12 protein-coding genes are annotated in these 11953 nt (G+C 65.8%); 7 read left to right on the top strand and 5 right to left on the bottom strand.

Annotated features, from left to right (window positions below):
- Positions 1-107: 107 nt before the first annotated feature.
- From BM436_RS18480 to purM, 3 genes are all read right to left on the bottom strand, one after another.
- Positions 108-821, bottom strand: a complete 714-nt coding sequence (locus BM436_RS18480; RefSeq protein ID WP_093557000.1) for a retron system putative HNH endonuclease — start codon at positions 819-821, stop codon at positions 108-110.
- Positions 818-2182: an AAA family ATPase gene (locus BM436_RS18475; protein WP_093556999.1), complete on the bottom strand. Its 1365-nt coding sequence runs from the start codon at positions 2180-2182 to the stop codon at positions 818-820. The genes BM436_RS18480 and BM436_RS18475 overlap by 4 nt, the downstream gene beginning before the upstream one ends.
- Positions 2183-2352: 170 nt before the next feature.
- A complete protein-coding gene (gene purM / locus BM436_RS18470; RefSeq protein ID WP_093557061.1) occupies positions 2353-3396 on the bottom strand; it encodes a phosphoribosylformylglycinamidine cyclo-ligase in 1044 nt (347 codons plus the stop codon).
- 160 nt (positions 3397-3556) lie between these two features.
- On the opposite strand from purM, the gene BM436_RS18465 reads away from it, so the two are divergent.
- The 7 genes from BM436_RS18465 to panB all read left to right on the top strand — a co-directional run bounded on the left by BM436_RS18465 (position 3557) and on the right by panB (position 9243).
- The gene (locus tag BM436_RS18465; protein ID WP_093556998.1) at positions 3557-4639 is read left to right on the top strand and encodes an AI-2E family transporter; all 1083 of its coding nucleotides are present in this window, start codon (positions 3557-3559) and stop codon (positions 4637-4639) included.
- Between the two features lie 36 nt (positions 4640-4675).
- Positions 4676-5344 carry a DnaA regulatory inactivator Hda gene (gene hda / locus BM436_RS18460; protein WP_093556997.1) on the top strand — a complete coding sequence of 223 codons (669 nt, stop codon included), beginning with the start codon at positions 4676-4678 and terminating at the stop codon, positions 5342-5344.
- Positions 5344-6015, top strand: a complete 672-nt coding sequence (locus BM436_RS18455) for a histidinol-phosphatase (RefSeq protein ID WP_093556996.1) — start codon at positions 5344-5346, stop codon at positions 6013-6015. Before hda ends, BM436_RS18455 begins: the two co-directional genes overlap by 1 nt.
- On the top strand, positions 6008-7417 hold the full coding sequence (gene pcnB, locus BM436_RS18450; RefSeq protein WP_093556995.1) for a polynucleotide adenylyltransferase PcnB: 1410 nt from the start codon (positions 6008-6010) through the stop codon (positions 7415-7417). The genes BM436_RS18455 and pcnB overlap by 8 nt, the downstream gene beginning before the upstream one ends.
- On the top strand, positions 7414-7893 hold the full coding sequence (gene folK / locus BM436_RS18445) for a 2-amino-4-hydroxy-6-hydroxymethyldihydropteridine diphosphokinase (protein ID WP_093556994.1): 480 nt from the start codon (positions 7414-7416) through the stop codon (positions 7891-7893). The genes pcnB and folK overlap by 4 nt, the downstream gene beginning before the upstream one ends.
- Complete coding sequence (locus tag BM436_RS18440; RefSeq protein WP_093556993.1) at positions 7890-8237, top strand: DMT family protein; 348 nt, start codon at positions 7890-7892, stop codon at positions 8235-8237. The genes folK and BM436_RS18440 overlap by 4 nt, the downstream gene beginning before the upstream one ends.
- Before the next feature lie 124 nt (positions 8238-8361).
- On the top strand, positions 8362-9243 hold the full coding sequence (panB, locus tag BM436_RS18435) for a 3-methyl-2-oxobutanoate hydroxymethyltransferase (protein WP_093556992.1): 882 nt from the start codon (positions 8362-8364) through the stop codon (positions 9241-9243).
- Here panB and BM436_RS18430 read toward each other — a convergent pair.
- Positions 9203-10606 carry an aspartate aminotransferase family protein gene (locus BM436_RS18430; RefSeq protein WP_093556991.1) on the bottom strand — a complete coding sequence of 468 codons (1404 nt, stop codon included), beginning with the start codon at positions 10604-10606 and terminating at the stop codon, positions 9203-9205. The genes panB and BM436_RS18430 overlap by 41 nt on opposite strands.
- 9 nt (positions 10607-10615) lie before the next feature.
- Positions 10616-11953 (bottom strand): glutamine synthetase family protein, encoded by a 1338-nt coding sequence (locus BM436_RS18425; protein WP_093556990.1) that lies wholly within the window; start codon positions 11951-11953, stop codon positions 10616-10618.

Genomic DNA, 11953 nt, shown 5'->3' with positions numbered 1-11953 from the left:
CGCGCCGCGGCAAGAATCGCAATACCGGTATTAAAATTAATCAGTATAGTATTAACTATCGATACCGCGATGGCTACGTGGAACAACACAGCAGCGACGCGCTGACATCATGCAATAAGGGGAGCTTGTTCAGCGGCCGGCCCCCAGAACTGCCGCGTCAGGCTAAAGAATCTGCCCAGCCGGTTATTCACCGGCACAAGATCCACGGCGGCCAAGTCGGCCAAACTCCAGCCTTTAACCACATGTTCCTCGAATAATGCATCAAGTTCATCCCACCACTTGCGCCGCTGGGTGACCAGGTATGGGCTGTTGAGATTAAGCGTGTCGATAGTGTACTGCGCCCGTTCCCGCTCTTGTGGAACAAGCTCTTGTGCCGGTACGACCCGGCCATCGGAAACATAGGCAAAAAACCGGTGGCAATCCGCCTGGTGGCAAGAGACGAACCGAACAGGGTCCACTGACTGCTGTTTGCCCGGCGCGTGGCCGCCAAACAGTTCATGCCCTTGCGCGTTGTATTCGGACAGGTCCGGAGTACCCAAAGCGCTGGCGGCGAGATTGCTGTACTCGAAGGTGCGCTGCGGATTCTGGCTTTTGTTCTCGACATGCTCGATATGGTAACCAAGTCCCTCTTCATCGGCGCGCAACTCGCTGTAACAACACAGGTGATATTGCTCATTCAGCAACGATGCGATGACTTCCCGCTTGTACTTGGGCCGAAAGCTGTCCCACCGCGTCAGCGCCTGCTCCGCGGTCTGCGGCGGTTTTTCATTCGCTTGACTCAGATGGTAGCCACCGTTGCCGTGCTTGTGGATCGCCCTCATCGCTTTAACGATTCTTGCCGGTGAATACTGCGCCTCAACCGCTGCAACTGAGGATGCTGCTCGCCCAACGCGGCAGTAAGGCTTTGCATGAGATCGGTGGCCTCGGAGCTTTGATATCGTCCCTGGTCAACCCACTCGGTGAGACGCTGCAGATCGGCCTTTTCTGTCACGGGAGGTTGGGGATCGACCATCATCACACTTTGCAGAACATCGCCGCTGGGTTCCCCATAGGTCATGGCAATAGGAGGCGCGGCGATGATTCGGCCCGCCCCATCCGGCCCCACAACACGTATGTCTTCCCGTTTGACTGTACTGATCACCTGCGGACTGTGGGTCGTCACGATGAATTGCGTATTACGGAAAGTCCGCATCAAGTCATCCAGCACTTTTTGCTGCCAGGATGGATGCAAATGCAGGTCCACTTCATCGATGAGCGCGATGGCTGGCAAGTCCAAGGGATTAACGATTTGCATGCCGCCATTTGCCGCGCGGCTGTTTGCCTGCGCCATGCGTCTGGCAAGGTCCATGGCCAGGCCCAGCACAACGCGATAACCGTCGCTCAATTCGTTGACGCGCAACGTACGGGTTACGCCATCCGGCATGATGCGGTCGATGACAAAACGCAACGGACGGACTTCCGTCCGGGGATTGCTGAAACCTGGCGGCAGCATGCGCACAATGGCGCCGCGCACAACATCCAGATCAGGATGACGATAGTCGAAGTCACGCCGCGTGCCACGCTCGCGGCGCTCGACGTCTTCCATTGCACTGAACCATTCGAACGCGGCCTGAAAGCGCGAATCGGGGTCCAATGAATTGGCCAAGGCGTCGAAGCGTGAAGGATTCTTCCTGGATCCCCGATGGCCCTGCACTTCTTCCCGGATGGCGCGATTGGTACCGTAATAGGCGATCACCGGCAAGAAATACGCTTGCTGGAACGAGTCCTTCTGAACGAGCCCGAGCGTGAAATCATTCAGCTCCCTCAACCCGCGCCCCATGAGTGCAGCCTGCTCGTTGGACAAAAGCTTCTTGATCTCTGCCGTCGTGACGGCACTGTCACGCTTGCGGCCGCTCGCCCATACGATGGGTAAGCCATCTATGCTCTCCGCCTCCCAGGCCAGCATCATATAAGGAGTTCTCCGCTCGCCCTCGGCCACGCGCAGATCCGTATCCTTGACCGTACGTCCGGTCACTCCCGGCAGCTTGGTGAGATAGCGGCCAAATCCAATCGCAATCGCGTCGAGGATCGCGGTCTTGCCTGCGCCATTCTCGGCGATGATGACAGTTAGTTGCGGCCCAAAGTCGACGACTAGCTCGTCAAAGCATCGAAAATTACGCAGATGTATTCGTTTCAGCTTCATGAAATTCCAATGGCTACGCGGTCATCGTGAGCGCCAGACCAACGACAAGCCCCCTCGTCGCCTCCGGTTCGATGAATTGTACGGTGTTTCCGGTCGTGAAATAAAAAAGCGGACGATGCCAGGCAAGGTCCGCTTTTTCAACATGGCGGGGCGCCTGCGGGCGCCCGGCCTTACACCACGATGGTCTGGTGCTCGCCTTCCGCGCGGGCGCGGATCTTGCCGATCTGGTAGACGGTCTCGCCGGCGGCTTGCAGCTGCGCCATGGCGGCGGCGGCGTTGTCGGCCGAGACGATCACGGTCATGCCGATGCCGCAGTTGAACACGCGGTGCATCTCGGCGTCGGCCACGCCGCCGTGCCGCTGCAGCCACTGGAACAGCGGCGGCAGGGTCCACGATTTGCCGTCCAGTTCGCACGTCAGGTGCTCTTGCAGCACGCGCGGGATGTTCTCGACCAGGCCGCCGCCGGTGATGTGCACCAGGCCCTTGACCTCCATCGAGGCCATCAGCGCCAGCAGCGGCTTGACGTAGATGCGGGTCGGCTCCATCAGCACGTCGGCCAGCTTGCGGCCGTGGAAGTCGGCTTCCAGGTCCGGTTTCGCCACTTCGATGATCTTGCGCACCAGCGAATAGCCGTTCGAGTGCGCGCCCGACGAGGCCAGGCCCAGCACCACGTCGCCCGGGGCGATCTTGCTGCCGTCGATGATCTTCGACTTTTCCACCACGCCCACCGCGAAACCGGCCAGGTCGTACTCGCCGGCCGGGTACATGCTTGGCATCTCGGCCGTTTCGCCGCCGATCAGCGCCGCGCCGGACTGCTCGCATCCCTTGGCGATGCCCTTGATGACGTCGGTGGCCTGGGGCACGTCCAGTTTGCCGCAGGCGAAGTAGTCGAGGAAGAACAGCGGCTCGGCGCCCTGCACCAGGATGTCGTTGACGCTCATGGCCACCAGGTCGATGCCGACCGTGTCGTGGCGGTTCAGCTCGAAAGCCAGCTTCAGCTTGGTGCCGACGCCGTCCGTGCCGGACACCAGCACCGGCTCCTGGTACTTCTTGCTGATCTCGAACAGCGCGCCGAAGCCGCCGATGCCGGCCATCACGCCTTCGCGCATGGTGCGCTTGGCGAAGGGCTTGATGGCTTCGACTAAAGCGTCGCCCGCGTCGATATCGACGCCGGCGTCACGGTAGGAGAGGGAAACATTAGAAGGTTGGCTCATGGTGTATTTCGCAGCGGAGGCGGTAAAATAGAAGGCGGTGGCCGTTTCCGGGGCGCGATATGGCATATTCACGGCATATTGCGCGCAAGATCCGGCAAGACCGCTATTCTATCAAAATGCCTAGTCAACCATCCGTTTTTAACAAAAACATCTTTCCCACATGCCATTTCCCCTCTCGGTAGAACAGAAGCAAACGGCATTTTGGGTGGCATTGTGGCTGGCATTCGGGCTCCTCCTGACCGCGCTGGGGCCGGTCCTGACGCCCTTCATCGCCGCCGCCATCATCGCCTACGCGCTCAATCCGGGCGTCGACCGCATCGACCACCTGCGCCTGGGCCGCTTCGACGTGCCGCGCGCGCTGGCGGTGGTGCTGGTGGTGCTGGCCTTCCTGGCCGCCATCTTCGCGCTGGTGCTGATCGTGGTGCCGGTGCTGCAAAGCGAGATTCCGCTGCTGCAGGCGCAGATCCCGGCCTTCCTGGCCAAGGCCAACGACCTGCTGTCGCCGCGCCTGCGCGAAATGGGCATCCGCGTCAAACTCGACAGCGCCGGCATCAAGCAGCTGGTGTCGCAGCAGATGGCCTCCAGCGGCGACGAGATCTGGGCCGCCGTGCTGGCCTCGGCGCGGGTCGGCGGCACCGCCGTGCTGAGCTGGGTGTTCACCGTGGTGCTGGTGCCGGTGCTGCTGTTCTACCTGTTGCTGGACTGGCACAAGGTGATCGCCCGCATCGCCGGCGCCATCCCGCGGCGCTACATCGGCCGCGCCGTGTCCATGGCCGAGGAGGTCGACACGCTGCTGGCGCAATACCTGCGCGGCCAGCTGCTGGTGATGCTGGTGCTCGCCATCTATTACTCGACCTGCCTGGCCATCGCCGGCTTCGACGTGGCGCTGCCGGTCGGCATCCTCACCGGGCTCTTGGTGTTCATCCCCTACCTGGGCTTCGGCCTGGGCCTGGTGCTGGCGCTGATCGCCGCCGTGCTGCAATTCACCGACTGGAGCGGCGTGATCGCCGTGGCCGCCATCTACGGCGCCGGCCAGGTGATCGAGGGTTTCTTCCTCACGCCGCGGCTGGTGGGCGAGCGCATCGGCTTGAATCCGCTGGCCGTGATCTTCGCGCTGCTGGCCTTCGGACAGCTGTTCGGCTTCGTCGGCGTGCTGCTGGCGCTGCCGGCGTCGGCCATCCTGATGGTCGCGTTCAAGCATCTTCGCCGACACTACCTGTCCAGCAGCTTTTATAATGCGTAGTGTGAACACACTATTAACTACCGCAGGGCGGGCGCCATGAAGCAGCTGGTGCTGGACCTGGGCGCCGAACCGGTGCTCAGCCTGGACTCCTTCGAGGTCGGCCGGAACGCCGAGGTGGCGCAATTGATGCGCCACTTCGCCGCGCGCACCTCGCGCGAGCATTTCGCCTACCTGTGGGGCGACATGGGCGCCGGCAAGAGCCACCTGCTCAAGGCGCTGGGGGCGACCGAGCGGGCGCGCTACATCTCGCCGTTCTCGATCGAGTCCGAGTTCGTCTACGCGCCCGAGATCGACCTGTACCTGCTGGACGACTGCGAAAAGCTGTCGCCGGTGGCGCAGATCGACGCCTTCGCCCTGTTCAACGAAATCCGCGCCAACCACGCCTTCATGGTGTGCAGCGGGGCCGTCGCGCCGGCCGTGCTGCCGGTGCGGGAGGACCTGCGCACCCGCATGGGCTGGGGCCTGATCTACCGCCTGCACAGCCTGACCGACGACGAGAAGGTGGCCGCCCTGACCACGGCCGCCGCCGCGCGGGGATTGACGCTGTCGCCCGGCGTGTTACCCTATTTGCTGTCGCATTACCGTCGGGACATGCGTTCCCTGTCCGACATCCTGGATGCGCTCGACCGCTATTCCCTCGAAACCCAACGTCCGATTACCCTGCCGCTGCTGCGCGAGTGGCTGCAGGCGGAAGCGAAAGAATGATGAATCTCGCCCTGTTTGACCTCGACCACACCCTGCTGCCACTGGACTCCGACTACGAATGGGGCCAGTTCCTGTGCCGCGTGGGCGCCGTGGACGCCGCCGAATTCGCCCGCCGCAACGACGAATTCTTCGCCCAGTACCAGGCCGGCACGCTGGACCCGGTGGTCTACCTGGAGTTCGCGCTGGGCACCCTGGCCGCCTTCCCGCGCCCCCGCCTGGACCAGCTGCAGGCGCAGTTCATGGCCGAGGTGATCGCCCCGGCCATCAAGCCGTCGGCCCGCGCGCTGCTGCAAAAACACCTGGACGCCGGCGACCTGGTGGCCATCGTCACCGCCACCAACCATTACGTGACCGCCCCCATCGCCGCCGCGCTGGGCGTGGAGCACCTGATCGCGGCGATGCCGGAAGTGGCCGAGGACGGCGCCATCACCGGCAAGCTGCTGGGCACCCCGACCCAGGGCCACGGCAAGGTGGCGCACACCAAGGCCTGGCTGGAAAGGCTGGGCAAGCGCCTGGAGGACTTCGACACCGTGCATTTCTACAGCGATTCGCACAACGACATCCCGCTGATGTCGGTCGTCAGCCACCCGGTGGCCACCAACCCCAACGCCGCCCTGACCAGCCACGCCGCCGCACAAGGCTGGCCAACGATAAAATTATTCAATGATTAAGAAATTGATACGTAAAATCCTGGGCGTCAAAGAGAAGAACGGACGCAAATCCGACGAACCGGTGATCCTGGGCGCGGAGCAGCACGGCATCGACGCGCGACTGCTGTCGTCGAACGCGGTGCGCGTCACCAGCACGCTGCAGGAGGCCGGCTACCAGGCCTTCGTGGTGGGCGGCGCCGTGCGCGACCTGCTGCTGGGGGTGAAGCCGAAGGACTTCGACATCGCCACCAACGCCACGCCCGAGCAGGTGAAAAAGCTGTTCCGGCGCGCCTTCATCATCGGCAAGCGCTTCCAGATCGTGCACGTGATGTTCGGCCAGGACCTGCTGGAGGTGACCACCTTCCGCGGCCCGTCCACCGACAACGCGCCCAAGGACGAGCACGGCCGCGTGCTGCGAGACAACACCTTCGGCAGCCAGGCCGAGGACGCCGAGCGGCGCGACTTCACCATCAACGCCATGTACTACAATCCGGCCAGCGAGGAGGTGTGGGACTACCACGGCGGCATCGAGGACATCCGCGCCAGGACGCTGCGCATCATCGGCGTGCCCGAGGCGCGCTACCGCGAGGACCCGGTGCGCATGCTGCGCGTGACGCGCTTCGCCGCCAAGCTGGGCTTCCAGATCGAGCCCAACACGCGCGAGCCGATCACCGTGATGGCGCCGCTGATCGACAACGTGCCGCCGGCGCGCGTGTTCGACGAGATGCTGAAACTGCTGATGAGCGGCCAGGCGCTGGCCTGCCTGCGCCAGCTGCGCCAGGAGGGCCTGCACCACGGCCTGCTGCCGCTGCTGGACGTGGTGCTGGAGCAGCCGCTGGGCGTGAAGTTCGTGACCCTGGCGCTGGACTCGACCGACCGCCGCATCCACGCCGGCAAGACGGTGTCGCCCGGCTTCCTGTTCGCCTCCCTGCTGTGGCACCAGGTGCTGGAGAAGTGGAACGCCTACCGCGCCGCCGGCGAGTTCCCCATCCCCGCGCTGCACCTGGCGGCGGACGAGGTGCTCGACTCGCAGACCGAGAAACTGGCGCTGCAGCGCAAGATCGGCTCCGACATGCGCGACATCTGGGCCATGCAGCCGCGCTTCGAGCGCCGCACCGGCAAGAACCCGTACAAGCTGCTGGAACACCCGCGCTTCCGCGCCGGCTACGACTTCCTGCTGCTGCGCTGCGAGTCCGGCGAGATCGACGCCGAGCTGGGCGAATGGTGGACCGCCTTCTACGACGGCGACGAGACCGAGCGCGAACAGCTGGTCGCGGGCGCCAGCCAGGCCGGCGGCGGCGCCGGCGGCGGCGCCAAGCGCAAGCGTCCACCGCGGCGCGGCGGCCGCAACAAGGGCGACGGCCAGGGCGAGGGCCACGAGGGCGCGCCGGCCACGGCCGGCGGCGGTTCGGACCGCGAATGAGCGGCGTGACCGCCTACGTCGGCATCGGCGCCAACCTCGGCGACGCGCGCGGCAACGTGCTGGACGCGGTCGAGCGCCTGCGCCGGCTGGACGGCTGCGCGGTGACCGGCGTGTCCGGCCTGTACCGCACCGCGCCGATCGACTCCGGCGGCGACGACTACATCAACGCCGTCGCCAGCCTGGACACCACGCTGGACGCGGAGAGCCTGCTGCGGGCGCTGCAGGGCATCGAACAGGCGCACGGCCGCGAGCGGCCCTACCGCAACGCGCCCCGCACGCTGGACCTGGACCTGCTGCTGTACGGCCAGCGGCAAATCGCCGGCCCGACGCTGACGGTGCCGCATCCGCGCATGTGCGAGCGCGCCTTCGTGCTGATCCCGCTGCTGGAACTGGCCCCCGCCATCATGATCCCCGGCCGCCTCCCGGCGCGCTGCTTCGAATCCGCCGTCGCGGACCAAGCCATCAGCCGGCTATGAACATTCCCGTCATCGTCCAAACCGTCGGCCTGCTGGTCCTGTCCAACGTGTTCATGACCATCGCCTGGTACGGGCACCTGAAAAGCCTGAACAGCAAGGCCTGGTACGTTGCGGCGGTGATCAGCTGGGGCATCGCGCTGTTCGAGTACCTGCTGCAGGTGCCGGCCAACCGCATCGGCTACAGCCAGTACAGCCTGGCGCAGCTGAAGATCATGCAGGAAGCCATCACCCTCACGGTGTTCGTGCCCTTCGCCATGTTCTACATGAACCAGCCCTTCAAACTCGATTACGTCTGGGCCGGGCTGTGCCTGGTGGGGGCGGTGTACTTCATTTTCCGCAGCTGACCAGCCGCGCGTTCCCGCTTTGGAATGAGTGTTCAATCCAACTTTATTTTTCGCGGGTAAAATACGTGGCCGCCCGTGCCGGATTACACTGACGCCCGTGGCATCAAACTCACTGAGGATTACCATGTCTGGTTACTTGCAAGGAAACGAAATGGCCGGCGCCAACCCCGCCCCGGCCGCAGCCAGTGCCGCCGCGCCGGCAAAACCGGTAGCGAACAAGGCCGTGACCATCCCCGCGCTGAACGCGCGCCGCGCGGCCGGCGACAAGATCGCCATGCTGACCTGCTACGACGCCAGCTTCGCCTCCCTGATGGACGGCTGCGGCGTGGAAGTGCTGCTGATCGGCGATTCGCTGGGCATGGTCTGCAACGGCCTGGACTCCACGCTGCCGGTCACGCTGGACGAGGTGGCCTACCACACGCGCGCGGTCGCGCGCGGCAACAAGTCGGCGCTGGTGCTGGCCGACATGCCGTTCGGGACCTACGCCACCAAGGAGGCGGCGTTCGACAACGCGGTCAAGCTGATGCAGGCCGGCGCGCACATGATCAAGATCGAGGGCGGCGCCTGGCTGGTGGACACCGTGCGCTTCCTGACCGAGCGCTCGATTCCCGTCTGCGCCCACCTGGGCCTGACGCCGCAGTCGGTGCACCAGCTGGGCGGCTACAAGGTGCAGGGCAAGACCACCGAGAGCGCCGAGCTGCTGAAATCCGACGCGCTCAAGCTGCAGGCGGCCGGCGCCTCGCTGCTGGTGCTGGAGGCGATCCCCTCCCAGCTGGGCAAGGAAGTGACGGAGCTGCTGGCGATACCGACCATCGGCATCGGCGCGGGTCCCGACTGCTCCGGCCAGGTGCTGGTGATGCACGACGCGCTGGGCGTCTTCCCGGGCCGCAAGGCGCGCTTCGTGAAGAACTTCATGGAGGGGCGGACCAGCATAGGGGCCGCCGTCAGCGCCTACGTGGGCGCGGTCAAGGACGGCAGCTTCCCGGCGGTGGAGCACTGCTTCTAAAAACGCGGGGGCAACGCAGCGCCCGCGCGCAGCCGTCGAAGGCGGCCAGCAGGCGCGCGATATCCTCTTCCGCCGTGTCCGGACACACCAGCAGCATGTTGTGGAAGGGCGTGATCAGCAATCCACGGTTCAGCAGGTACAGGTGGATCACCTGTTCCAGCTCGCCGTCCAGCGCCGCTCCGGCCTCGCTGCCGTTGAGCGGCGGCCGCGGCGCGAACTGGAATTCGGTGCGCGCCCCCACCTGTGTCACGCACCATGGCAGGCCAAGGCTGGCGATCACGCCGCGCAGGCCGTCGGCCAGCAGCGCGGCCAGCGCGAACATCCGCGCGTAGGCGGCATCCGTCATCACCTCCTCCAGGTTGGCCCGCATCGCCGCCAGCGTGAACATGTTCGCCGTCAGCGTGGTGCCGACGCCGGAATGGCCCGGCGGCGCGTCCCGCTTGGCGCGCTCGACGCGGCCCGCCAGTTCCTCGGTGAAGCCGTAGGCGGCGCAAGGCAGGCCGCCGCCTATCGGCTTGCCGACCACCAGCGCGTCCGGCTCCAGGCCGTGGGCGCGCGCATAACCACCCGGGCCACTGCTGATGGTGTGGGTCTCGTCCAGCACCAGCAAGGCGCCGTGCTTGCGCATGATGCGCTGTGCGGCTTCCCAGTAGCCGGCTTGCGGCAGCACCATGCCGATGTTGGTCATCACCGGCTCGGCCAGCACGCAGGCCACGTCACCCGCCGCCAGCGCCGCGTCCAGCGCGGCCAGGTCGTTGAATTCCACCACCACCGTGTGCGCGGTCAGGTCGTGCACCTGGCCCAGCAGGCTGGCGCGCTGGACCGGCGCGCCGCCCTCGAGGTCGACGAACACGTCGTCCACGGTGCCGTGATAGCAGCCGTTGAAGACCAGGATCTTGCCGCGTCCCGTCGCCGCGCGCAGCCAGCGCAGCACGAAGCGGTTGGCGTCGGACGCGGACAGCGCGAACTGCCAGCGCGGCATGCCGAAGCGCCGGGCCAGCAACGCGCCCACGCGCGCGGCGTCCTCGGAGGGCAGCATGGCGGTGTAGCCGCGCGCGGCCTGCGCGGCCACGGCGCGCGCCACCGGCGCGGGCGAATGGCCGAACATGGCGCCGGTGTCGCCCAGGCAGAAATCCAGGTATTCATGGCCGTCGGCGTCGCGGAAGCGCGCGCCGGAGGCCTCGGCCACCGTCAGCGGGAACGGCGTGGACCAGTCGCGCATCCAGTGCATGGGGACTCCGAACAGCAAGTGCTCCGCCGCGCCGGCGGCCAAGGCCTGGGAGCGCGGGTTGTTGGCGGTGAAGGCGGCGCGCTCCGCCGCCACCAGCGCTTGCGCCTTGTTCCAGTCGATACCGTGTCGCATCGCGCCCTCCTACACCAGCAGCATCAGGTGCTCGCGTTCCCAGGAACTGATCACCCGGCTGTAGGTGGCGAATTCCAGTTCCTTCACCTCGCAGAAGGCCCGCACGAACAGCGGCCCCAGTATCTCGCTCAAGGGCTCGCAGTCGCGCAGGCGGGTGATGGCGTCCTCCAGGTTGCGCGGCAGTTCGTCGTGCACCTGCTCGGCGCTGCCGGCGGTGGGCTGGGACGCCTTCAAGCCCCCCGTCATGCCCAGGTAGCCGCAGGCCAGCGTGGCGGCCATGGCGAGGTAGGGATTGACGTCCACGCCCGGCACGCGGTTCTCCACGCGCCGGTTGGCCGGGCTGGAATTGGGGATGCGGATGCCGCAGGTGCGGTTGTCGTAGCCCCAGCGCACATTGGTGGGCGCCGACATGAAGCGCGACAGCCGCCGGTAGGAATTGACGTGCGGCGCGAACAGCAGCGTGGCGGACGGCGCGTACTTTTCCAGCCCGGCGATATAGCCGAAAAACAGTTCGCTGGCGCCGCCGTCCGGCTTGCTGAAGATGTTGCCGCCGCTCGCCGCGTCCAGCACGCTCTGGTGGATATGCATGGCGCTGCCCGGCTCCGTTTCCATGGGCTTGGCCATGAAGGTGGCGAAGATGCCGTGCCGCAGCGCCGTCTCGCGCACGGCGCGCTTGAACAGGAACACGCGGTCCGCCAGCTCCAGCGCGTCACCGTGCGAGAAGTTGATTTCCATCTGGCCCGCGCCCGCCTCGTGGATCAGCGTTTCCACGCCCAACTCGTGCAGCTTGCAGAAGGTGGACAGCTCCAGGAAGAAGGGGTCGAAGTCGTTGACCGCGTCGATCGAATAGGACTGGCGGCCGGACTCGGTCTTGCCGCTGCGGCCCAGCGGCGGCACCAGCGGCTCGTGCGGGTTGCTGCTGCGCGCCACCAGGTAGAACTCCATCTCCGGCGCCACCACCGGCCGCCAGCCGCGCTGTTCATACAGCGCCAGCACCTTGCGCAGCACGGCGCGCGGCGACAGGCCGACCGGCTGGCCGTCGAAGTCCTGGCAATCGTGGATCACCAGCGCCACCGATTCGGCCGCCCACGGCACCTGGCGCAAGGTGGCCGGGTCCGGCACGCAGATCATGTCCGGATCGGTCGCGCCCACGTAGGGCGTGTTGTTGGGCTGCTCGCCGTTGACGGTGTTCAGCAGCACGCTTTTCGGCAGCCGCATCTGGCCCTCGCTGAGGAACAGGTCCTTGGGCAGGATCTTGCCGCGGGCGATGCCGGTCATGTCCGCGATCACGCACTCCACCTCGTGGATATTGCGGTCCCGCAGGAAGTCGCGCATGGCTTGGGTCAT

The sequence above is a fragment of the Pseudoduganella namucuonensis genome (genome assembly GCF_900116645.1).
Classification (GTDB): domain Bacteria; phylum Pseudomonadota; class Gammaproteobacteria; order Burkholderiales; family Burkholderiaceae_D; genus Rugamonas; species Rugamonas namucuonensis.
The sequence above is the reverse complement of the archived record's forward strand: the minus strand, read 5'-3'. Positions and strand labels throughout refer to the sequence as shown.

Bases quoted from the DNA above. Each gene is read 5' to 3' on its own strand.
- BM436_RS18480 (WP_093557000.1), bottom strand. From the start codon at position 821: ATGAGGGCGATCCACAAGCACGGCAACGGTGGCTACCATCTGAGTCAA.
- BM436_RS18475 (WP_093556999.1), bottom strand. From the start codon at position 2,182: ATGAAGCTGAAACGAATACATCTGCGTAATTTTCGATGCTTTGACGAG.
- purM (WP_093557061.1), bottom strand. From the start codon at position 3,396: ATGAGCCAACCTTCTAATGTTTCCCTCTCCTACCGTGACGCCGGCGTC.
- BM436_RS18465 (WP_093556998.1), top strand. From the start codon at position 3,557: ATGCCATTTCCCCTCTCGGTAGAACAGAAGCAAACGGCATTTTGGGTG.
- hda (WP_093556997.1), top strand. From the start codon at position 4,676: ATGAAGCAGCTGGTGCTGGACCTGGGCGCCGAACCGGTGCTCAGCCTG.
- BM436_RS18455 (WP_093556996.1), top strand. From the start codon at position 5,344: ATGAATCTCGCCCTGTTTGACCTCGACCACACCCTGCTGCCACTGGAC.
- pcnB (WP_093556995.1), top strand. From the start codon at position 6,008: ATGATTAAGAAATTGATACGTAAAATCCTGGGCGTCAAAGAGAAGAAC.
- folK (WP_093556994.1), top strand. From the start codon at position 7,414: ATGAGCGGCGTGACCGCCTACGTCGGCATCGGCGCCAACCTCGGCGAC.
- BM436_RS18440 (WP_093556993.1), top strand. From the start codon at position 7,890: ATGAACATTCCCGTCATCGTCCAAACCGTCGGCCTGCTGGTCCTGTCC.
- panB (WP_093556992.1), top strand. From the start codon at position 8,362: ATGTCTGGTTACTTGCAAGGAAACGAAATGGCCGGCGCCAACCCCGCC.
- BM436_RS18430 (WP_093556991.1), bottom strand. From the start codon at position 10,606: ATGCGACACGGTATCGACTGGAACAAGGCGCAAGCGCTGGTGGCGGCG.
- BM436_RS18425 (WP_093556990.1), bottom strand. From the start codon at position 11,953: ATGACCCAAGCCATGCGCGACTTCCTGCGGGACCGCAATATCCACGAG.